At 33.9% G+C, this 21,754-nt stretch carries 20 protein-coding genes and 1 pseudogene; 8 read left to right on the top strand and 13 right to left on the bottom strand.

All coding sequences use genetic code 11. The annotated features are described in order from the left end of the window. Positions 1-15 precede the first annotated feature (15 nt). From EDB96_RS01590 to EDB96_RS01545, 10 genes are all read right to left on the bottom strand, one after another. Positions 16-1,506 carry a DUF1254 domain-containing protein gene (locus tag EDB96_RS01590; protein WP_208326176.1) on the bottom strand — a complete coding sequence of 497 codons (1,491 nt, stop codon included), beginning with the start codon at positions 1,504-1,506 and terminating at the stop codon, positions 16-18. Positions 1,507-1,534: 28 nt separating this feature from the next. Further along, entirely contained in the window at positions 1,535-2,884 is a 1,350-nt protein-coding gene (locus EDB96_RS01585; protein WP_134138900.1) for a DUF1214 domain-containing protein, read from the bottom strand. A 46-nt stretch (positions 2,885-2,930) separates the two neighbouring features. Next, a complete protein-coding gene (locus EDB96_RS01580) occupies positions 2,931-3,761 on the bottom strand; it encodes a hypothetical protein (protein ID WP_057115584.1) in 831 nt (276 codons plus the stop codon). Positions 3,762-3,863: 102 nt separating this feature from the next. Beyond that, complete coding sequence (locus tag EDB96_RS01575; RefSeq protein WP_134138898.1) at positions 3,864-4,880, bottom strand: HAD family hydrolase; 1,017 nt, start codon at positions 4,878-4,880, stop codon at positions 3,864-3,866. Positions 4,881-4,951: 71 nt separating this feature from the next. Continuing rightward, a complete protein-coding gene (locus EDB96_RS01570; RefSeq protein ID WP_134138896.1) occupies positions 4,952-6,622 on the bottom strand; it encodes an arylsulfatase in 1,671 nt (556 codons plus the stop codon). Between the two features lie 466 nt (positions 6,623-7,088). Beyond that, positions 7,089-8,522, bottom strand: a complete 1,434-nt coding sequence (gene pyk / locus EDB96_RS01565) for a pyruvate kinase (RefSeq protein WP_057115581.1) — start codon at positions 8,520-8,522, stop codon at positions 7,089-7,091. 5 nt (positions 8,523-8,527) lie between these two features. Further along, a complete protein-coding gene (locus tag EDB96_RS01560; RefSeq protein ID WP_057115580.1) occupies positions 8,528-9,016 on the bottom strand; it encodes an IPExxxVDY family protein in 489 nt (162 codons plus the stop codon). Between the two features lie 125 nt (positions 9,017-9,141). Then, entirely contained in the window at positions 9,142-9,882 is a 741-nt protein-coding gene (rnc, locus tag EDB96_RS01555) for a ribonuclease III (RefSeq protein WP_057115579.1), read from the bottom strand. A gap of 9 nt (positions 9,883-9,891) precedes the next feature. Continuing rightward, positions 9,892-11,145 (bottom strand): beta-ketoacyl-ACP synthase II, encoded by a 1,254-nt coding sequence (gene fabF, locus EDB96_RS01550; protein ID WP_057115578.1) that lies wholly within the window; start codon positions 11,143-11,145, stop codon positions 9,892-9,894. A 236-nt stretch (positions 11,146-11,381) separates the two neighbouring features. Then, positions 11,382-11,618, bottom strand: coding sequence for an acyl carrier protein (locus EDB96_RS01545; protein ID WP_007137004.1), 237 nt, complete (start codon positions 11,616-11,618; stop codon positions 11,382-11,384). 175 nt (positions 11,619-11,793) lie between these two features. Between EDB96_RS01545 and purN the strand changes: the two genes are divergently transcribed. Together purN and rnhA are read left to right on the top strand one after the other, a co-directional pair. Beyond that, the gene (gene purN / locus EDB96_RS01540; protein ID WP_134138894.1) at positions 11,794-12,372 is read left to right on the top strand and encodes a phosphoribosylglycinamide formyltransferase; all 579 of its coding nucleotides are present in this window, start codon (positions 11,794-11,796) and stop codon (positions 12,370-12,372) included. Between the two features lie 68 nt (positions 12,373-12,440). Next, positions 12,441-12,917 carry a ribonuclease HI gene (gene rnhA, locus EDB96_RS01535; protein ID WP_134138893.1) on the top strand — a complete coding sequence of 159 codons (477 nt, stop codon included), beginning with the start codon at positions 12,441-12,443 and terminating at the stop codon, positions 12,915-12,917. Positions 12,918-12,974: 57 nt separating this feature from the next. Here rnhA and EDB96_RS01530 read toward each other — a convergent pair whose 3' ends face one another. After that, positions 12,975-13,319 carry a DUF6249 domain-containing protein gene (locus EDB96_RS01530; RefSeq protein ID WP_373428820.1) on the bottom strand — a complete coding sequence of 115 codons (345 nt, stop codon included), beginning with the start codon at positions 13,317-13,319 and terminating at the stop codon, positions 12,975-12,977. A 275-nt stretch (positions 13,320-13,594) separates the two neighbouring features. Here EDB96_RS01530 and EDB96_RS01525 point away from each other — a divergent pair, with 275 nt between their 5' ends. From EDB96_RS01525 to EDB96_RS01505, 5 genes are all read left to right on the top strand, one after another. Beyond that, positions 13,595-14,182: an RNA polymerase sigma factor gene (locus EDB96_RS01525; RefSeq protein ID WP_134138892.1), complete on the top strand. Its 588-nt coding sequence runs from the start codon at positions 13,595-13,597 to the stop codon at positions 14,180-14,182. Further along, entirely contained in the window at positions 14,166-14,561 is a 396-nt protein-coding gene (locus EDB96_RS01520) for a hypothetical protein (RefSeq protein WP_057115574.1), read from the top strand. The genes EDB96_RS01525 and EDB96_RS01520 overlap by 17 nt, the downstream gene beginning before the upstream one ends. A 2-nt stretch (positions 14,562-14,563) precedes the next feature. Continuing rightward, complete coding sequence (locus tag EDB96_RS01515) at positions 14,564-15,466, top strand: alpha/beta hydrolase family protein (RefSeq protein ID WP_082586739.1); 903 nt, start codon at positions 14,564-14,566, stop codon at positions 15,464-15,466. Between the two features lie 286 nt (positions 15,467-15,752). Further along, positions 15,753-16,676, top strand: coding sequence for a PfkB family carbohydrate kinase (locus EDB96_RS01510; RefSeq protein ID WP_035646428.1), 924 nt, complete (start codon positions 15,753-15,755; stop codon positions 16,674-16,676). A 79-nt stretch (positions 16,677-16,755) separates the two neighbouring features. Further along, on the top strand, positions 16,756-18,654 hold the full coding sequence (locus tag EDB96_RS01505; protein ID WP_134138890.1) for an amidophosphoribosyltransferase: 1,899 nt from the start codon (positions 16,756-16,758) through the stop codon (positions 18,652-18,654). An 854-nt stretch (positions 18,655-19,508) separates the two neighbouring features. Here the strand turns inward: EDB96_RS01505 and EDB96_RS01500 are convergent. Together EDB96_RS01500 and pth are read right to left on the bottom strand one after the other, a co-directional pair. Further along, the gene (locus EDB96_RS01500; RefSeq protein WP_057115572.1) at positions 19,509-20,120 is read right to left on the bottom strand and encodes a superoxide dismutase; all 612 of its coding nucleotides are present in this window, start codon (positions 20,118-20,120) and stop codon (positions 19,509-19,511) included. A 139-nt stretch (positions 20,121-20,259) separates the two neighbouring features. Continuing rightward, positions 20,260-20,886 carry an aminoacyl-tRNA hydrolase gene (gene pth / locus EDB96_RS01495; protein WP_134138889.1) on the bottom strand — a complete coding sequence of 209 codons (627 nt, stop codon included), beginning with the start codon at positions 20,884-20,886 and terminating at the stop codon, positions 20,260-20,262. Between the two features lie 232 nt (positions 20,887-21,118). On the opposite strand from pth, the pseudogene EDB96_RS21115 reads away from it, so the two are divergent. Then, positions 21,119-21,754: pseudogene (locus EDB96_RS21115) on the top strand (hypothetical protein); the annotation flags it as partial.

Genomic DNA, 21,754 nt, shown 5'->3' with positions numbered 1-21,754 from the left:
TTTTTATTATAAAAATTACTTTATTTCTTTAATGTCATCCATTTTCCAACTCTTATCGAAATAAGCTTCTGTCGGCCCATAAAAACGCATATAAGTAAACCAGTGTTTTCCCGGTAAAGTCTGCACCCAGTTTTCCTCTTTTCCTGCTGGAGCTTTTGGTCCAAAATATAAATCAACAGAGCCATCGGCATTTTTTATCAGATCCTTACGGGAAGATAAATCAGCATTTCTCTGCGGATTATCAATCAAACATCGTGTTGCTGTATCATAAATCGTAATCGACCAGAAATTGACTGCAGGTGGATTTGCCGGAACTTTCAGCGTGTAATTTTTACCGCCGTCTAACCAGTTGCCTTCACTGTCGTAATACGAGCCTAAATACGCCTGACCGACATTTGGAATTTTGGTAATCATAGCTTTTGAATATGTAACGGCTTCATAGAAATAAGAAGTTCTTTCGAAGAATTCGTCGTAATTATCAGCATGCTGCGAGGGATCTTTGATGATCATTACATAATCCCATTTTTTATCCGGCCAGTGTTTTACATCTTTGAATCTTTTGTTGAAAGAATTTGCCATCGCCATTTGTTGACCTTTCGCAGCAGCGGCAATTAAAATTTTCTTCTGACGTTCGTCTGGCGTAAAAGGTTTGCCTTTTTCGATTCCGAGATTTCTAAGCCAAGCCATGAAAAAACGATCGCGTTCTTCAACTGGTTCGTTTTGTAAAATAGCATGAAGGCGTTCCCAATAAGCGATTCCCGTTGGCTGAATTCCGTACCATTTTTTTCCTGCCGGCGGACTTACCACTTTTGTAGGTGTTGGATTGGCGCGTTGTGCGTATGGATAAATTTTTACTTGTTTTACCAATGTTTCAGTCGCTTTTGGATCTGGATCTAATGCTCTGAATCCGAAAAACATATTTACTGTCGTACACGGCACTATAAAATATCCTGCTGGTTTGAAATCTTTCATCGTTGGCGGCACTAAAATGTATTTTCCCCCTTTCCCTTTATCAGGTCCCATTTCACCAATTACGGCTTGCTCACGCTGCCAAAAATCTCCAAGCCCGCCTGCTGTGTGTCCTGCGGGCATTTCAATAACCGTTGGTCCGTTTGCAGCAAGATCAATAAATGACATAATATAAGGCGTTGTAGCATTTCCTGTTAGAATTCCTAAACGGTCATTATAAGTATTATAAAAAACAAGGTCATTACTTGTAGCATTAAATGTTTTGTAATGAATTTGCTGCCATTCGGCGAAAGCCACAATTGGCAATCCCCATAAATAACACTGGGTTGCCTGCTGAAAATCCATTTCATCAAACAAAACCGGAATCGATTCTTTTGAAGGCAGTTCGCCATTCATTTTTACTGGAGTTCCAAACTCAGAAGCCACAACTGTTGTTGTGTCAGATGGTGACGTTTCATTTATTACTGTCTTTTTTTCACATCCAACAGCTAAAATCAGCATAGAAACTACAAGTATTATAAGGCTTTTGTTTTTCATAACTTTTGTTTTTGAGTATTAAAAAGTGCTATTTTTTCTCTTCAATAGGAGCAGGAAACCATTTACCATCCTGAACTTCTTTCTTAGGAACATACGTTCTAAAGTTGATAGAAAAACCTTTTCCTGCAGGAGTTGGCAGCCAGTTGCTTTCGATTGCATCTTTTGGCAATGAAGAAGCTAACCAAATGCTTAAAGAACCATCAGGATTTTTCTTTAAACCCGAAACATTATTAAGGTTATAGCGTTTTAATTTATTAGGTACTACTCGATAATCGGGTACGCTGTAAACCGTTGCTGACCAAAATGCATTAACCACTTTGTCTGGAAGTCCATCTTTTGGAAATCTGATTTCATAAACTTTATCTCCGCTTAATGGCTGTTTATTGCTGTCAATTAATCCAATGAAATAAATGGCTTCATCAATTTTATTAGCCCATAAACCTCCGTAATTAATAATATCACGTGCCAAAATATCATCACCAAAATTACCTGTCGCGTATGATACTGACCAGCCTCCTTTTTGAGTTCCAAAGCCTTTTGCTCCAGCTAAAAATCCTGGAATTGCTTTTGTTTCAACAATTTCATCGATACGGGCTTTGGCTTTGTCATCTTTTTTGCGATATTCTCCTATTGCAATTGCTTTATCCTGATATTCTTTTCCTTTTGGCATTACATCAGGATAAGAATTTAGGACTTCTTCGACTTTGTCAAATATTTCTCCGCCAATTGGTTTTTTTGGTGTAAAATCTGGTATAGCAACTGGAGGCGCAATTTCAATTCCTTCAGGAACTGTCAGCGTAAATTGTTTTTGCAGTTTTTGTGCAATATCTGGAGTTCCTTTTAATTCTACACGAGCCAGAATTTTTGCTTTTTCTGCCGGCAGTTCTATTTTTACAGCATCTGCAGGAATGGCTGGATTTGATCCTTTTAAAACCAAAGCAAATTTCCCGTAAGGAGTTTTAGGAAAGTTACGGTTGTTGATATTGACAATTACATTGGCCCAGCCGTCTAATAATTGTGCGGTATAATAACGTCCTTCAATTTTAGGAACATTTAAAATAACTGCATGATCTTTATCTACAGCAATCCAAGCTTCTAAATAAGCGACATCTAAATTTGGATTTACAAACTGAGCTGAACCCAGCGGATTGTATTTGATTTTATTGTATCCTATTTTCTCTACATTGATATCATAATTTTCTTGTTGCAGTACTAAATATCTTGCATATAAATAAGTATAGGCATCTACAATATCCTGATCTGAAGGAACTGCATTTGTTGCTTCTACATTAGAAGTTGATTTTTCTGAAGTTGATGTTTCTTTTTTGCAGCTGACAAACAGAATTGCTGCAACTAAAATTAGAAGTGCTTTTTTCATGGAATAACTTTTTTAAATGAGAAATAATCTTAAATGAAGAAGGTTTTTAAGAACCTGGAAATACAAAAGCGACAACAGCTCTTAATCCCCAATCGGGTTTAATTTCATGAGGCCCTACAATTGGTATCAGAGGCATAACAGCAAACTGAACGACTTGATCTCCTAATTTGGTAACGGCTCCAATGGATGGATTTAAGGAAATTAAGGTTGTATTGGCTTCCCAGTTTTGAGTAATTTCGGCATTTACGCCTAAACTCGCTCCACTTTTGTAACTGTGTGAAAGAAAGATTTGTGTATAAAAACTATTGAAGTCGGCACGGTCTTCATTGCCCGCAACAGACCAAATTTGATTGGCTATAAAACCAACCGAAAGTCCTTTGCCTTGATGCATTACCAAAACACTTGGTCCAACACCAAATTTTTCTGTTCCTAAGAATTTCTCTGTTGCAGTTGGTACTAAAAACGCTGGTCCAATTCCGAAAATAAGTCCTTTCGTTTTAGGTGCGAAAAAGGCTGTTACAGTTGCATCACTTAATCCAAATTCGTGCGTGTTTTCACCAGTTATATCGCGTTGATCAACTACTGGAAGGATGTAACGCGTAATTAAGTTTAAATTATCACTTAATTTAAAAGGAATTACGGGTTGTATATTTATAGTATATTTTGATCCGTTAAATGGTCCAATACCATAACTAAGATTGTTTTGTAATGGAACGCTAATTAAACTAGCAACCGGATTGGCTAATTTATCTGCTAATTCTTGAGCACTTGAGCCTGGTTTTGCAGGTTCTTCTTGTGCGAATGCAGCGAAATTTAAAAGAAAAAATACCGCCGTAGAGAATAATTTGATGCTATTATTTGCTAATACATATTTCATAATCAGAGACTTTAAAAGGATTTCGTAATCATTCTCAGAAAATCAAATGAAACAACTTTCAACTTTAAGAGCTGTTTCATTTTTACTTTTCACTAATTCAAATTATTGGTCTGGAAATATCTTTTTCCAGTCGTCTTTCATACTTATTACGTGATACTTATATTTAGCAGCCGTATTTAGTGATAAATTATCTTTTTCCTGATAGTTATATTCCCTGATAGAATCATTGTGATTTACAATCAATTGGAATGAAGGATATTTACTTCCTTGAGAATATCTAAGCATGGCAAGATCACCAGCGCCGCCTTCGTTTCCGCAGGCAAAAACAGGTCTTTGACCAATATGCAATTGGATGCCAACAGGTTTTCCTTCTTTATCATTAAATTGATCTAAAGCAGGTTCTCTTTTTATACTGTTTGCGGCATCATCAAATTTGTATTTAAAAGAAGTTCCTACTACTTGATCTTTTGGAATTCCGTAAAAATCTTCCGAAATCGCACGGACTAATTCTATCGTTCCTCCCGTTACGATAAAAGTTTTAAAACCGTTTGCACGGAGATAATTCAGCAGTTCTAACTGAGGCTGGTATCTGATTTGTTTTAAGGAAACATTTTTCCCTGGATATTTAGCTCCGGTGAAGAATTCTTTGGTAGAAGCTTCAAACTCGTCTTCGGTCATGCCTGTATGTGTTGCAGCAACTAATTCGATAAGTGCTTTGTCTCCTCCTTTTTCAAAAAAAGATTTGTCTTTTTCTACAACGGCTTTAAATGGCTGTTTTTGTGCTAAAGAAGGATTGGCTTCCACCATTTTTTTTACACGGTAAAAAGCAAATAGTTCTTGAACATAAGGTTTTTCAGCCCATAGCGTTCCGTCGTTATCAAAAGTGGCAATTCTGTTTTCTACAGGAATAAAATCAGCACTTCCTTCTTTGGTTACTTTGCTAACATAATTTATAATTTCTTTCTTTAGCGGAGTATCATTCCAGCTTGGCAGCGGATCAGAACTTGTGGCAATTTTTGTAGTGTCAGGAGAAGAAGTTGTGGTTGCAACATTATCAGCTTTTTTGCAAGAAACCAACAACAAAAAAAATAGGGGCAATATATATATTTTCTTATACATAATATTGATTTTAAGTTATTGAAAAGCTTGAGCTATGAGTAACTCAAGCTTCTTTTTATTAAATACTATTTCTATTTTTTCTTTTTTGTTTCTGCTTCATCCTCTTTTAATTTAGGAAGAACGTTTTTCTCAATATATTTTTGTGCTTTAATATCTTTCATCGCTTCTTCCATAATTGTGTAAGCAGAGAAACTTGGTGGAATTGATCTTGGAGGATACTCTTTAAATGTTTCTGCAAATACAACGACATCTTGAATTGCACCATACATTAGTTGCACATGATTCAACTGATAATCCCAAAAAGTATTTGAAGTTATATCAGCTCTTTCAAAAGGATCCTGATATAAATTAAATATCTTTTGCAAACGCAGTTTGGTGAAAGGTTCTGCCCAGACTCCTAATGTTCCTCCTAACCTTTGTTCGGCAAAAACATATTTATAATCTCCTTCTCTCAACCCAACTAAAAGTCCGTCATCATCTGTGTAAAAGAATTTATCTCTGGCACTTTTTGGTGTTTTGCCTTCTAAAAATTTACTTTGATCAAAACCATCTAAATGCACTTTATATGTTTTTCCATTTGCAGAATAACCTTTTAAAAGTTTATTTACTATATCTGGCTCACCTGCAATTGAAGCAAATGTGGGAATCCAGTCGTTATGGCTCATTATTTCATTAGTTACAGTTCCTGCTTTAATATGTCCTGGCCAGCGAACAATACAAGGTACGCGGAAAGCACCTTCCCAGTTTGTATTTTTTTCTGAGCGGTAAGGAGTCATTGCGCCATCTGGCCATGTATTCATATGAGGACCGTTATCTGTAGAATACACCACAATAGTATTATCAGCAATTCCTAAATCGTCTAGGGCTTTCAAAATACTACCAATTGTTTCGTCATGTTCGATCATACCATCGATATATTCACTATCGCCGTGTGTATATCTGCCTCTATGTTCTGCTCTAACATGTGTACGGAGGTGCATACGAGTGGCATTAAACCAGCAAAAAAATGGTTTTCCCGCTGCATTTTGTCTTTTAATAAAATCAATGGCTGCTGCTGATGTTTCGTCATCTACAGTTTCCATTCTTTTTTTAGTAAGAGGTCCTGTATCTTCGATTCTTTGTTTTCCAACTCTTCCAAAACGAGGATCTGTAGTTCCGTCATCAACATTTGTTGCAGTACATTTTAGTACTCCTCTAGGTCCAAATTTTTTCAGATATTCTGGGTCTTTTGGATAATCTGGTAATTCTGGCTCCTCTTCTGCATTTAGATGGTAGAGATTTCCAAAAAATTCATCAAAACCATTAACTGTTGGTAAGCTCTCATTACGATCTCCCACATGATTTTTACCAAACTGTCCAGTTGCATATCCAAGGCTTTTCATTATTCCTCCAACAGAAGGATCTAACTGACTCATTCCCATTGGTGCTCCAGGGAAACCCACTTTTGTCAATCCGGTTCTTAGACCATGCTGTCCTGTTAAAAATGCTGCACGGCCAGCAGTACAGCTCTGTTCTCCATAATAATGCAAGAATCGCATTCCTTCATTCGCTAAACGATCAATATTGGGGGTGGTATATCCCATAACTCCATCACTATAGGCACTAATATTAGTTGTTCCTATATCATCACCCCATAGCACCAGAATATTTGGTTTTTTACTATTCTGAGCATTTGCTTCAATAAGTGTGAAGCAAACAAATGCAAAAAGCATTATGGCATTTTTAAGTTTACTCTGTTTCATGATAAAAAAAATTCGTTAATGATCTTGTTATTTATATGAGTTTGTAAATCCGAAAGAAAAATGGGTAAAATGCTGCTTTCAAAAACTTATTAATGGAGTATATTTTTTTGATATGGTTTGGAAGATTTATTCCAGAAACTTGAGATATTTTTTTAACTTTTTTTTAAGCTTCTCAAAATTAGCTAATAAATGAGCGAATAATTGTATTTATTTGGCGAGAGCTTGTTTCATTTTATAAAATGAAACAACATAAATGAGGAATTTGCAACAAAAAGCATCATTTTTATAAAAATGATAAATGAAAAATAGAAGAAAACGCTTTTTTACATATAGTAAAAATGACTATTAATTAATTCTATTAAACAGAAATATTTGTAGCCAGAGGTGAAAAATGTGTAAGTAAAAGATTTAAAACAAAAAAAGCCGCTTGAATCAAGCGGCTTTTAAAATATATGTATAGAATAATTTACTCTATTTCAGAAACTCTCATAGTGTTAACCATTCCTTTTTCTTTGATTGGCATTGCAGCAAGATTAATTAAATAATCTCCTTTTTGTGCATAACCTTTTTCAACTGCAATTTGATTTACATCTGTTACAGTATCATCTGTACTTTCTTCATTATCATAGTAGAAAGATTTAACTCCCCATAATAAATTCAATTGTGTTAAGATTCTTCTGTTTGAAGTAAATACTAAAATATGAGCAGAAGCTGGTCTCCAAGCTGAAATTTGGAAAGCTGTATAACCGCTGTTTGTTAAAGTACATATTGCTTTAGCTTCGATTTCATTTGCTAATAAAGCTGCTTGGTGGCAAACTGTTTTAGTAACAAAACGTTTTGTTTTAATTTGCGGAGTATTTTGTGGAACTTGGATTAGTGGTGAATTCTCCACAGCCTCACAAATTTGTGCCATTTTTTGAATTACTTGTACTGGATAATTTCCTGTAGCAGTTTCTCCAGATAACATTACAGCATCTGCTCCGTCCATTACTGAGTTAGCAACGTCATTAACTTCTGCTCTTGTTGGAGTTAAACTTGTAATCATTGTCTCCATCATTTGAGTTGCAACAATAACAGGAATTCTAGCTGTTTTTGCTCTGCGGATCAAATCTTTTTGAACCAACGGTACTTCGTGAGCAGGAAGTTCAACTCCTAGATCTCCACGTGCCACCATTAAACCATCGCAATACGCTACAATTTTATCCATGTTCTCAAGAGCTTCCGGCATTTCAATTTTAGCAATAATTGGAATTTTAACGTCAGAATGCTTCGCGATTAATTCTTGTAAGTCTTGTAAATCGCGTGGTGTTTTTACAAACGAAAGCGCAATCCAATCCACTCTTTGCTCAATTGCGAAAATCGCATCGGCAATATCTTTTTCAGTTAAAGCTGGTAAAGAAATCTTTGTGTTTGGAAGATTAACTCCTTTTTTAGATTTTAATTCTCCACCTTGGATAACTCTAGCAACAACTTCACTTTTTTTATCTGTAGAAACAATTTCGAAAATAAGTTTACCATCGTCAAGCAAGATACGCTCTCCAACGTTAACATCATTTGGAAAATTTTGATATTTCATGAAGGCTTTTTTCGATGTTCCAATAATATCTTCTGCAGTTGTAAAAGTGATTTCATCACCATCATGTACTACAGTACCTTCTTCCATTACACCTACTCTAAGTTTTGGTCCTTGCAAATCTCCTAAGATTGCTGTAGTGTAACCAAACTCATCGTTAAGGCTTCTAATAATATTAATCTTTTCTTTTACTCCTTCGTAATCTGCATGCGAAAAATTGATTCTAAACACATTAACCCCTGCATCGATCATATCTTTGATGATCTCTCTTGTACTACAAGCCGGGCCAAGTGTAGCAACAATTTTGGTTTTCTTGTTTGTTAACATTTTTTTTAAAAAATTAGATTGTTTTTTGATTTTATTTTATCTGTATCTACAGCATAAATAGCTGCAATACTTTCAATGGTATTTAGTTTTTGTTGAATTTCTGAAAAATTAAGCGCCTCTTCGCTATTGTCTATTTTCAGGAAAAAATCGACTTTTTTAAATTCAGGAAGTAAATGAATTGTTGTCGAAACCTCACTTGTTTCATTAGAAAACAAATTCTGAAAATCATTCGTACTCACAGAAATGATTTCATTTTTATTCTGAATTAAATTCCAGGAAACAGCTTTTTCAGAATCATAATAATAGAATCTCGAAAAATTTGCTTCTCCTTCCTTAGTCTGAGCATGGATCTCGTTTTTGCTCTTACTTAAGTTTATCGGAAGGATTTTATTTATAAAATAGGCTAATCGATAATCTTCTAATGAAGTATGAATTGCCATTAAATAATAATCAATTTCGTCAAATTCGTCTAAATCCAATCTATGAATAGCCATGTCTTGAAAAATCAAGTTGTAAATATACTATTTCTAAACGGAGCTTCAACGGTTATAACATGGTTGTTTTGTTAAATTATAAACGAAAACGTTGTAGCATTGTGATACTTACAACATTTTTGCAGCTATTTCTTGTCAATTTTTTCTTGAAACGCAAAGTAAGCTCTTTGAGATGCTTTCTCTTCGGCTTTCTTTTTTGAAGTTGCTCTCGCTCTCGCAACTACTTTGTCGTCAATACTAAGTTTAACACCAAATAAACGCTGTCCGTCTATACCATTATCTTCAAAAATATCATAATGAAAAACTCTTTTTTCTTTTTGACACCATTCAATAACAAGACTTTTATAACTTATAACTTTTCCTTCAAGTCGAGCAATATCGACATAAGGAGTTACTACTCTTTTCTGTATGAATTTTTCACAAAAAGAATAGCCTTTATCTAAATAAATTGCTCCAATAAGAGATTCAAAAATATTACCATGAATGTTTTCGCCAAAGTGCTGAATTGGCACTTTACTTTCTACAAACTGTACTAAGTTTAAATCTTTACCTAATTCATTCAAATGTTCGCGGCTCACAATTTTTGAGCGCATTTTGGTTAAATAACCTTCATCTCCATTTGGGGCTTTATTAAATAAATGTGCAGCAATTACGGCACTTAACATCGCATCTCCTAAAAATTCCAAGCGTTCGTAATTAATAGGATGCCCATTTGGATCTAGTTTATTAGAAGAGCGATGCGTAAAAGCTCTCTTATAAAAATCGATACTAGAAGGCTGAAAACCAAGAATTTTCTGAATAGTGTCAAAAAAAATCCCGTCTTCTAGAGAACGGGATTTAGAAAATATTTTTTTGATAATATTCATATACAGAAATTAGTCAACTAGTTTTTTAAACAATACACAAGCATTGTGTCCACCAAAACCAAATGTGTTACTCATAGCAACATTTACCTCACGTTTTTGAGGTTTGTTTAAAGTAAGATTTAATGATGGATCAATATTTTCGTCAACAACAGTATGGTTAATCGTTGGAGGAACAATTCCGTGTTGCATTGCTAAGATCGAAGCAATTGCTTCAATAGCTCCAGCAGCACCAAGTAAATGTCCTGTCATTGATTTTGTTGAGTTGATGTTGATGTTTTTAGCATGTTCTCCAAAAACTTTACTGATCGCTTTTAACTCAGCAACGTCTCCTAATGGAGTAGAAGTTCCGTGAGTATTAATGTGATCTACATCTTCTGGGTTCATTCCAGCATCTCTCAAAGTATTTTCCATTACGGCAATTACTCCAATTCCTTCTGGATGTGGTGCAGTTAAGTGATAAGCATCAGACGACATTCCGCCACCGCCAATTTCACAATAAATTTTAGCACCTCTGGCTTTAGCATGTTCGTAATCTTCAAGAACCAAAGCTCCTGCTCCTTCTCCTAAAACGAAACCATCTCTGGTTGCATCAAAAGGTCTTGAAGCCGTTTCTGGACTTTCGTTTCTTGTAGATAAAGCGTGCATTGAACTAAATCCTCCCATACCTGCAATTGTAACTGCAGCTTCAGAACCACCAGAAACAATAACATCGCACATTCCTAAACGAATGTAGTTGAAAGCGTCGATTAATGCATTTGCAGAAGATGCGCAAGCAGAAACTGTAGTATAATTTGGTCCCATATAACCATTACGCATAGAAATATGCGCAGGAGCGATATCGGCAATCATTTTAGGGATAAAAAACGGATTGAACTTTGGAGTTCCATCACCTTTAGCATAATACATAACTTCGTCTTGGAAAGTTTCTAAACCTCCAATTCCTGCTCCCCAGATAACACCAACTCTTTGTTTGTTTACATTATCATTAGTAATTCCAGCATCTTTAATAGCTTCATCACTGGCAGCAATTGCATATTGCGCAAATTTATCTAATCTACGAGATTCCTTACGATCCATGTAATCTTCAATGTTGAAGTTTTTTACTTCGCAGGCAAATTTCGTTTTATGCTTTTCTGTATCATAATATGTTATAGGAGCCGCTCCGCTAACCCCATTCACAAGTGCATTCCAATAATCCTGGATATTATTCCCGATAGGAGTAAGTGCACCTAATCCTGTTACAACAACTCGCCTTAATGCCATAAATATGTATTTTGTACTTTAAACAAATAAAACCCACGCTTTCTTAACTTATTGTTACTTAAGAGCCATGGGAATTACAATATAAATATATCTTTTTGATTGAAAATCAATCGAAATTTAAATTTAAAAAAATAATAACACCCGACTTTTAAAAATTTCTATTTTTAAAAAACAAACTCCAATTTTGGAATTTGGATATTCAAATTTGGAATTTTTAAAATTCGGGTGTGGTATTATTATTTTTTAGCTTCCTCGATATAAGAAATAGCTTGACCAACAGTAGCAATGTTTTCTGCTTGATCGTCTGGAATTTGAATATCAAATTCTTTTTCGAATTCCATAATAAGCTCAACAGTGTCTAATGAGTCAGCTCCTAAATCATTAGTGAAGCTTGCTTCTGTTACAACTTCGTTTTCGTCAACACCTAATTTGTCTACGATAATCGCTTTTACTCTTGATGCAATGTCTGACATAATCTTTAATTTTAGAATTTAATTTGTTGGCAAAAATAAAAAACTTTATTTTAAAACAACTATTTAGTTTATAAATGTGACACTAATTTATAAAATTAATTTCAAGAAAGGTCTTTTAAAGCTATTTATTTTCGTTTTTTATTCCGTTTTTTGCATTCTCAAAATAAATTCTATTATGAAAAAAATTATCGTTTTTGCCTCAGGATCAGGAACTAACGCAGAGAACATTATAAAATATTTTTCGAACATTGAAATTGCAAAGGTGGTTTCGGTTTTTACAAATAATGCCTCAGCAAAAGTTATTGACAGAGCAAAAAATCATCAAATTCCAGTCGAAATCTTCGCAAAAAACGAACTTTTAGAGCGAAATGTATTACAAAAAATACAAAAAATCGACCCGGATTTGATCGTACTTGCAGGTTTTTTATTGAAATTTCCTGAAAACATAATCGAACAATATCCAAATAAAATAATAAATATCCATCCTGCACTTTTACCTAAATATGGCGGTAAAGGTATGTACGGCATGCACATTCACAGGGCTATAGTAAATAATAAAGAAAAAGAAACCGGAATTTCTATTCATTATGTAAATGAAAATTATGATGAAGGCGGTATTATTTTTCAAGCAAATGTATCCTTAACAGACGAAGACACGCCAGAAACTGTTGCAGAAAAGATTCATGAGCTGGAACAAACACATTTTCCTGAGATTATCCATAAAATTCTGGAAGATTCAAATTCCAAAATTTAAATTCCAAATTCCAATTTTTAGGTCGCAGAAATCTGCAATCTAAAATCTAAAATCTACACTCTAAATAAATGACTCACGAAGTACATATATATACAGATGGCGCAGCAAAAGGAAATCCTGGAAATGGAGGTTACGGCGTAGTCATGGAATTGGTTGGAACACCTCACAAAAAAGAATTTTACGAAGGTTTTCGGCTTACAACTAATAATAGAATGGAACTTTTGGCTGTAATTGTTGGTTTAGAAAAACTGAAAAAGCCAAATATGAAAGTTCTTGTAATTTCTGATTCTAAATATGTCGTTGATTCTGTTGAAAAGAAATGGGTATTAGGCTGGGAAAAAAAGAAATTTGCCGGCAGAAAAAACCCAGATTTATGGAAACGCTTTTTAGTTGCCTACCGAAAACACCAGGTCGATTTTAAATGGATAAAAGGCCACAACAATCATCCACAAAACGAACGCTGTGATGAACTTGCCGTTATGGCATCTATGCAGCCCAAACTTTCTGTAGACGTTTACTACGAAACTATAGGATCTAAAGAATAAAAAAACGCATCAAGTATTTGATGCGTTTTTTTGTACTAACTTAAACTTTTACTTTACTTATTCTTTATCTAAGTCTTTTGCTGTTTTAAATCCAATTAAAAGTCCGATACCTGCCATTATGAAAATTATTGAAGGATAAACTGCTCCGTCATTCAAAGATGTATAGGTGGTAATCAATAAGGCAATAAAGATCCCTACTCCGCTTCCTATTAATAAGAATGCTAGATTTACAACGAAGATTTTCCAAGCTGGAACTCCGCTTCCTTTTCCCTGCATAAAAATACTGGCATCAACACCTTTCTCGATAAGCGCCAAACGTTCTCTGTTTCTAGTTGAATAAATTAAATAAACGATCCCGAAGATCATTAAAAAAAAGCTGATTGGAATAAAAATTTTGTCCATAATATTTACGTTTTTAATTGATTGATACTCCATATGACGAAGCTTTCCAAATTCAGGTTACAAGTTTTAGTGAAAAATTTTAATTTTTAAATCCCAAATCCCAAAATACACTGATAATCAGTTAATTTTGAATGTATTTTCACGGTACAAACTTGGTCAAAGTTTTTAAACTTTGGCCAAGTTCAGAAAGCCAATTGGAATTTGGAGTTTAAAAATTGAAATTTATTTTTTAAAATTCTTGTAACCTAAACATACAAACTGTCGTCCTATATAATATGAGTACAATAAATGATCAACATTATATCGACAAAGTTCTTCAAGGCGACACCAATTCGTTTGCCGTTCTTGTAGATCGTTACAAAGATATGATCTTTACTTTGGCACTCAAAATGGTTAAAAACCGAGAGGAGGCAGAAGAAGTTGCACAAGATACTTTCATCAAGATCTATAGTTCTCTTTCTAAATTTAAAGGCGATTCTAAATTTTCAACATGGATTTATAAAATTGCTTATAATACCTGCCTCGACAGATTGAAGAAAAGTAAAAAAGACGATTTAAATATTTCTATAGATGATTTTTCTTCCCATTTAATTAAAACGATGGACAATGCTTTGAGCGCTTTGGAAGAAAAAGAACGAAAGCAGACAATTCAAAAATGTTTAAATTTATTACCAAGTGACGAAAACTTACTTTTGACTTTATTTTATTTTGATGATCAGAATTTGGAAGAAATCGGAAAAATCATGAATATATCGGCAAACAATGCGAAAGTAAAATTATTTAGAAGCAGACAAAAATTAGCCGTAATTTTGAGACAGCAGTTAGAACCAGAAATAATAGAATGTTATGAAAGAGAGCGATAAAAACATAGAACACCTTATTGATAAAATGATGGCTGAAGACAAACTGCAGTCACCATCAATAGATTTTACTTCAAAAATCATGGCTGAAGTTCTGGTTTTAGAAGAAAGAAAACTTAAAACATACAAGCCTTTAATTTCTAAACCTGTTTGGATTTTCATTGTAATTGCCATAGTTGCGTTGGTAATTTATTTATCTTTCTTTTCAGTTTCAGAAAACAATTTGGAAATTGGGAAAGTCTATACAGACAAAATTACAACTGCGTTTTCGGGAATTCATTTCTCCAAAAATATAATGTATGCTGTTTTAATTGTTCCTTTTATGATTTTGATTCAGGTTGGCGTTTTAAAGAATTATTTTGATAAGAAATATCAACTATAAAAATGAAAAAAGAAAAGTTAGTTTTCAAACACTTTTTAAGAGCAAAAAAAACATGCAGCTATGCTCTTTTATTGTTGTTGTTTTTTGTTACTGGTTATGCATCAGCAATCCAGCCAGCCTTTACTAAGAAGGAAATAAAATTTGTTAGTGAAGGAATTTCACTCGCTGGTACTATTTTTACACCTAAAAAAATACAGGCAGCCGTTGTAATTATTCATGGATCTGGACAAGAAAAAAGAATGACAAACTTCGCTGTAACTCTAGCCAGCAATGGAATTGCAGTTTTAACGTATGACAAACGCGGAGTCGGAGAATCAGGCGGTGTATATGCCGGACCTGAAGTAGGAACTAATAATGTTGATTTCTCCAATCTAAATCTTTTGTCTTTAGATGCCAGTGCTGCCGTAAATAGTCTGTCTAAATATTTATCAAATGATCAAATATCAATAGGTTTAATAGGAGGCAGTCAAGCTGGATGGATAATTCCATTGACCGCAGAGAAAAATAACAAAGTTAAATTTATGACAATATTTAGTGGCGCTCTTATAACGGTTAAAGAACAATTGAGATTTCAATTTTTCACCAATGGAGATCAAAATTTCTGGAATACACACTCGGAAGAAGAGGCAAGAAAACATGTATTCAATGACCCTGATAAATATGAGTTTATTGATACAGATCCCAAAGACATTCTAGCTAAATTATCGATTCCAGGAATCTGGATTTTTGGCGGTAAAGATATTCAAGTCCCGGTAAAGCTATCAATCGAATATCTTGATGTATTAAAATCTAAAGGAAAACATTATGAATATAAATTATTTCCAAACTTGGGTCACAATACCGCATTTTCAGACGCTGAAGAACCTATGAAGGATGCCATCAAATGGATTAAAAGCATAAAATAAATAAGGCCAATCATACTCAAAAAAATATTCCCGTTTTAATCTGAAAAAGAAAAACTACTTGTTTTAAAAGCTCAGATAAAATTAGATATATTTCAAAAATAAAACTTGCAATTTAAATCTGGAAATCATATTTTAAGCACTCTATTAAATCAAATATAATTCACTCATTTACAATATAATTACATCCGAAATCGATATTATTTTTTTAAGAAAATTTTGAGAACCTAAACCGTTGCAATATTGTAACTTATAGAGTATCTTTGCACCCTAATTCGAAATTCATAAAATGAATAAATTATTGATTGTTGGAACAGTTGCTTTCGACGCGATCGAAACTCCTTTCGGAAAAACAGATAAAATATTAGGTGGTGCTGCAACGTATATTGGTTTATCAGCTTCATTTTTTAACTTGCAATCGGCCATAGTTTCTGTAGTTGGCGACGATTTTCCTCAAGAACATTTAGATTTATTAACTTCAAAAAATATTGATATCTCTGGTATCGAAATTGTAAAAGGCGGTAAAACGTTTTTTTGGAGCGGATTGTATCATAACGATTTAAACTCTAGAGATACATTGGTTACTGAGTTAAACGTTTTAGCTGATTTTCAGCCAAAAGTTCCTCAAAACTATAAAGATGCTGATGTTGTAATGTTAGGAAACTTACATCCTTTAGTACAAAGCAGTGTTTTAGATCAAATGGAGAAAAAACCAAAATTAGTTGTTTTAGACACAATGAACTTTTGGATGGACTGCGCTCTTCCTGAATTATTAGACGTTATTAAACGTGTAGATGTTATTACAATCAATGACGAAGAAGCAAGACAACTTTCTGGTGAATATTCATTAGTAAAAGCTGCTGCCAAAATCCAAGATATGGGACCAAAATATGTGGTGATCAAAAAAGGAGAACACGGAGCACTTTTATTCCACAATAGAGAAGTATTCTTTGCGCCTGCTTTACCATTAGAAGAGGTTTTTGATCCAACTGGAGCTGGAGACACTTTTGCAGGTGGTTTCTCAGGATTTATTGCGCAAAGCGAAAACATTTCGTTTGGCAACATGAAAAATGCAATTATTTACGGTTCAAATTTAGCTTCGTTCTGCGTAGAGAAATTTGGAACTGAAAGGATGGAAACATTAAGTAAAGCAGAAGTAGCGATTCGATTACAGCAATTTAAGTCGTTAACTCAGTTTGACATAGAAATATAATGCGCAAAAGCCTCGATAAACCGGGGCTTTTTTATTACGTTAATACACACAACTTACAACAACACAAATACAAGAAACAATGAGCGACGCTTTAAAACACGAATGTGGTATAGCCTTAGTTAGACTTCTTAAACCGCTTGAATATTATAAAGAAAAATACGGAACTGCTTTCTACGGAATTCAGAAAATGTATTTAATGATGGAAAAACAGCACAACCGTGGACAAGACGGTGCTGGTTTTGCAAGCATTAAATTGGATGTAGAACCTGGACAACGCTACATCAGCAGAGTTCGTTCGAATCATGCACAGCCGATACAAGATGTTTTTAAACAAATAAATGAGCGAATCAGCGAAGAATTAAAAGCACAGCCTGAAATTGGTGACGATATCAATAAAATAAAATCACAGATTCCTTATGTTGGCGAATTGTTTTTAGGACACGTTCGTTACGGAACTTTTGGGAAAAACAGCATCGAAAGCGTTCATCCATTTTTACGTCAAAGCAATTGGATGCACCGCAATTTGATTTTGGCTGGAAACTTCAACATGACCAATGTTAAAGAACTTTTCGAAAATCTAGTTGAACTTGGACAACATCCAAAAGAAATGGCAGATACTGTTACGGTAATGGAAAAAATTGGTCATTTCTTAGACAAAGAAGTAATGCAATTGTATCAAGACTGTAAAACAGAAGGTTACTCAAAAAGAGAAGCTTCTCCAGTAATTGCTGAGCGTTTGGATATTGCTAAAATATTAGCTCGTTCAGCTAAAAATTTAGATGGAGGTTACGCAATGGCCGGTTTATTAGGTCATGGTGATGCATTTGTTTTTAGAGATCCAGCAGGAATTCGTCCAGCTTATTTTTACCAAGACGACGAAGTAGTTGTTGTAGCTTCTGAAAGACCAGTTATTCAAACTGTATTTAATGTACCTTTTGAAAGCGTTCAGGAAATTGAACCAGGAAATGCTTTAATCATTAAGAAAAGCGGTAAAGTTTCTATGAATCAAATCTTGGAACCAACCGTTAAAAAAGCTTGTTCGTTTGAAAGAATTTATTTTTCTAGAGGAAGTGACGCTGAAATTTATCAAGAACGTAAAAATTTAGGGAAATTAATTTTACCTGCTGTTCTTAAAGCAATTGACAGCGATACAGACAATACTGTTTTCTCTTATATTCCAAATACTGCTGAAACTTCATTTTATGGTTTAGTTGAAGCTGCACAGGATTTCTTGAATCAGAGAAAAAACAATTATATTTTAGAAAACAGAAATACACTGACTGCCGAAACACTTCAAGAGCTTTTAGCTGTTAAAATACGTACAGAGAAAGTTGCTATTAAAGATGCTAAACTTAGAACCTTTATTACAGAAGACAGCAGCCGTGATGATTTAGTAGCTCACGTTTACGATGTTACATATGGCGTAATTAAACCAGAAGATAACTTAGTTATTATCGACGACAGTATTGTTCGTGGTACTACATTAAAAATGAGCATCATTAAAATGATGGATCGCTTAAAACCAAAACGTATCGTTATCGTTTCATCTGCACCTCAAATTCGTTACCCAGATTGTTACGGAATTGATATGGCAAAACTAGAAGGTTTAGTTGCCTTTAGAGCAGCACTTGCTTTATTAAAAGAAAGAAACTTATACCATATAGTAGATGAAGTTTATGCTAAATGTAAAGCACAAGAAAATTTCTCAGATTCTGATGTTGTAAATTATGTAACAGAAATTTACGATCAATTTACAGATGAGGAGATTTCAGATAAAATTGCAGAAATGTTAAGCTCTCCAGAAATCAATGCTGAAGTGAAAATTATTTTCCAAACTGTAGAAGATCTTCACAAAGCTTGTCCTAAAAATTTAGGTGACTGGTACTTCACTGGAGACTACCCAACTCCTGGCGGAAATAGAGTTGTAAATCGTGCCTTTATGAATTTTTACGAAGGAAAAGACGCTCGAGCTTATTAAAAAAGTATTAACAAAAGGTTAAATAGTGCATTTCATCGGTTTTTTTTGCCGTTCATCCTGTTTGTTTGGTGAAATTGAAAAGCTACAATACTTTTGAGAGACCATAACATTAGTAGGTTAAGTTTATGGTAGATTTGGGGCAAAAAGGGTGGAAGAAATTCCACCTTTTTTATTGGAATAAACTCAAATATTTCTACAACAAGAGATTACCTTTATCTTGATCGAATTATTCCCTTTAACTACAAAGTTTTTTCAGAGAACACTTTCCATACATATATTCAAAGACATTAGCAATTAAGTTTATAATAAATTGGGGCAAAAAAAAGCTTATTAAAATCCGATTTTTTATTCGTTAATACACTTAAGTATTTACATCACAACAGATTATTCCATTTATCGGATTTACTTACCTTTTATCTAAAAAGTTTTTTTTGCAAAATTACCTTCCATACATTTACTAAACCATAACATTAGTAGGTTAAGTTTATGGTAGATTTGGGGCAAAAAAGGTGGAAGAGATTCCACCTTTTTTATTGTAATAAATCTAACAAAATCAATTAATTACATTCCATTTATCGGATTTACTTACCTTTCATCTAAAAAGTTTTTTTTACAAAACTACCTTCTATATATTTACTACACCATAACATTAGTAGGTTAAGTATATGGTAGATTTGGGGCAAAAAGGGTGGAAGAAATTCCACCTTTTTTATTTTTTTTTTAGAAGAGAAAAAAAGATATGAGAATATAGATTACAGAAAATAGACTAAAGAGAAATAAAAAAATATAGACAAAAAAAAGACGGATAATCTTTCGATCATCCGTCTTTTCTTATTCTATTTTCTTTGAATAGACTATTTGTCTAAAGCAAATCTTCTAGCTACTTCTGTCCAGTTAATTACACTAAAGAAAGCTTCAATATAATCTGGTCTTCTGTTTTGGTAGTTTAAATAGTAAGCATGTTCCCAAACATCCATTCCTAAGATTGGAGTTCCACCGTTTCCAGCAACTTCTGGCATTAATGGATTATCTTGATTTGGAGTACCTACAACTTCTAATTTCCCTCCTTTTTGAACTGTTAACCAAGCCCATCCTGAACCGAATTGTGTTGCACCAGCTTTAGCAAATTTTGCTTTAAATTCATCAAATGATCCAAAAGAAGCTTCAATTGCTTCCAATAAATCTCCTGTTGGTAATCCACCTCCGTTTGGTGACATTACTGTCCAGAATAAATTGTGGTTGTAAAAACCTCCACCATTATTACGAACTGCCGCATTAGATTTATCTAAGTTAATCAAGATATTCTCGATTGTTTTTCCTTCTAAATCTGTTCCAGCGATAGCCGCATTAAGATTTGTCGTATATGCATTGTGATGTTTAGTATGGTGGATTTCCATTGTACGAGCATCAATATGTGGTTCTAATGCGTCATATGCATAAGGTAATTGTGGTAATTCAAAAGCCATGATATTAGGATTTTTATGGTTTATAATAATTTATCCCAAATTTAGACATTTAACTTTGGAATAGAAAATACTATTTCGTTATAATTCAATTTAATTAATCGATAAATTGCTTTTTAAGAAGTTAAATACTTGTAAATCTTTATTTTCCATTAAAAGTAGTCATAGTATTTTCCAATCCTGCTGTTCCAAAAGTTTTGATAATTTCTGCCGAAGTCTCTAAACGTTCTGGTAATTTTGCATCTTCTTCTTCATTCCACTCCCCTAAAACATAATCTATTTGCTGCCCTTTTTTGAATTGGTCGCTAATACCAAATCTAAAACGAGTGTATTGCTGTGTATTGAGAACTAAATTAATGTTTTTAAGTCCGTTATGCCCGCCGTCGCTTCCTTTTGGTTTAATTCTAATGGTTCCAAAAGACAGATTTAGATCGTCTGTAATTACAAGAATATTTTCTAACGGAATATTTTCTTTGTCCATCCAATATTTTACGGCTTTACCACTTAAGTTCATATAAGTGTTTGGTTTTAAAAGAAAAAAAGTTCTTCCCTTAAACTTATATTCTGCCATTGAACCGAGTTTTACAGTTTCAAATGATAGACCTTCTTTTTTAGCTAAAAAATCAAGCACTTTAAATCCGATATTATGTCTAGTGTTTACATATTCGGCTCCGATATTTCCTAATCCTACGATTAAATATTTTTTCATATTATCTATGTTCTCTTCTTTTGGTGTTGATGAAAACAGTTTTATTATCCATTTTATCATGTTGCAAAAATAAACTTAATTGGGAAATTAAATCCTTTGCAATAATAATTTTCTCTAGTATTAAATCTAAAAATCCAAATAAATCTATACAAAATATTTTTTTAAAAAACCTTAATCTATTAAAAAAAAAACATCTTGGGGTAAAATCTCGTTGAACATAAAAAGAAATTTGCACATTCAAAAAAGGGGTCAAACTAAATATCTAAATCCCCGATAATTAAAAGAATACGCTATGAAAAACAAATTTCTTCCTTTGCTTTTTGTGCTAGCCAGTTACGGTGCCTACTCTCAGGTAGGTATTGGAACACTGAAGCCAAATGCATCAACACAGCTAGAAGTTGTTGCTTCAGATAAAGGGATTTTAATTCCTCGAGTTCCTTTAACAGGATCTACAGATGCCACAACAATTAAAAATGGAAATGTTAATAGTTTACTGGTTTTTAATACTGAAACAATTTCAGATATAACTCCAGGCTATTATTACTGGTATGTCGATAAATGGTATAGAATTGCAGTTTCTGGAGAAGGAACCGGTATAGGAACAGCAGAAGGCAATGGTATCCCAGGTAAAAAAGGCGATCCAGGTTATCCAGGTAAAAATATTAATATTTATACTGATAAAATAACTAATACAGTTTATGTACAAAATTCAGATGGTACTTGGACTCCTATTAATGGTCATAATGGAGCGACGGGAGCAACTGGTCCAACAGGATTGACTGGTGCGACGGGTGCAACTGGTGCGACTGGAGCAACTGGTGCAACTGGTGCGACTGGTGCGACTGGAGCAACTGGTGCAACTGGTGCGACTGGTGCGACTGGAGCAACTGGTGCAACTGGTGCGACTGGTGCGACTGGAGCAACTGGT

This window comes from Flavobacterium sp. S87F.05.LMB.W.Kidney.N (genome assembly GCF_004366435.1).
Lineage (GTDB): Bacteria > Bacteroidota > Bacteroidia > Flavobacteriales > Flavobacteriaceae > Flavobacterium.
The sequence above is the reverse complement of the archived record's forward strand: the minus strand, read 5'-3'. Positions and strand labels throughout refer to the sequence as shown.

Bases quoted from the DNA above. Each gene is read 5' to 3' on its own strand.
- EDB96_RS01560 (WP_057115580.1), bottom strand. From the start codon at position 9,016: ATGGCTATTCATAGATTGGATTTAGACGAATTTGACGAAATTGATTAT.
- EDB96_RS01545 (WP_007137004.1), bottom strand. From the start codon at position 11,618: ATGTCAGACATTGCATCAAGAGTAAAAGCGATTATCGTAGACAAATTA.
- EDB96_RS01585 (WP_134138900.1), bottom strand. From the start codon at position 2,884: ATGAAAAAAGCACTTCTAATTTTAGTTGCAGCAATTCTGTTTGTCAGC.
- fabF (WP_057115578.1), bottom strand. From the start codon at position 11,145: ATGGCATTAAGGCGAGTTGTTGTAACAGGATTAGGTGCACTTACTCCT.
- EDB96_RS01505 (WP_134138890.1), top strand. From the start codon at position 16,756: ATGAGCGACGCTTTAAAACACGAATGTGGTATAGCCTTAGTTAGACTT.
- EDB96_RS01515 (WP_082586739.1), top strand. From the start codon at position 14,564: ATGAAAAAAGAAAAGTTAGTTTTCAAACACTTTTTAAGAGCAAAAAAA.
- rnc (WP_057115579.1), bottom strand. From the start codon at position 9,882: ATGAATATTATCAAAAAAATATTTTCTAAATCCCGTTCTCTAGAAGAC.
- EDB96_RS01510 (WP_035646428.1), top strand. From the start codon at position 15,753: ATGAATAAATTATTGATTGTTGGAACAGTTGCTTTCGACGCGATCGAA.
- EDB96_RS01570 (WP_134138896.1), bottom strand. From the start codon at position 6,622: ATGAAACAGAGTAAACTTAAAAATGCCATAATGCTTTTTGCATTTGTT.
- EDB96_RS01530 (WP_373428820.1), bottom strand. From the start codon at position 13,319: ATGGACAAAATTTTTATTCCAATCAGCTTTTTTTTAATGATCTTCGGG.
- EDB96_RS01580 (WP_057115584.1), bottom strand. From the start codon at position 3,761: ATGAAATATGTATTAGCAAATAATAGCATCAAATTATTCTCTACGGCG.
- EDB96_RS01520 (WP_057115574.1), top strand. From the start codon at position 14,166: ATGAAAGAGAGCGATAAAAACATAGAACACCTTATTGATAAAATGATG.
- EDB96_RS01500 (WP_057115572.1), bottom strand. From the start codon at position 20,120: ATGGCTTTTGAATTACCACAATTACCTTATGCATATGACGCATTAGAA.
- EDB96_RS01575 (WP_134138898.1), bottom strand. From the start codon at position 4,880: ATGTATAAGAAAATATATATATTGCCCCTATTTTTTTTGTTGTTGGTT.
- purN (WP_134138894.1), top strand. From the start codon at position 11,794: ATGAAAAAAATTATCGTTTTTGCCTCAGGATCAGGAACTAACGCAGAG.
- EDB96_RS01525 (WP_134138892.1), top strand. From the start codon at position 13,595: ATGAGTACAATAAATGATCAACATTATATCGACAAAGTTCTTCAAGGC.
- pyk (WP_057115581.1), bottom strand. From the start codon at position 8,522: ATGTTAACAAACAAGAAAACCAAAATTGTTGCTACACTTGGCCCGGCT.
- EDB96_RS01590 (WP_208326176.1), bottom strand. From the start codon at position 1,506: ATGAAAAACAAAAGCCTTATAATACTTGTAGTTTCTATGCTGATTTTA.
- rnhA (WP_134138893.1), top strand. From the start codon at position 12,441: ATGACTCACGAAGTACATATATATACAGATGGCGCAGCAAAAGGAAAT.
- pth (WP_134138889.1), bottom strand. From the start codon at position 20,886: ATGATAAAATGGATAATAAAACTGTTTTCATCAACACCAAAAGAAGAG.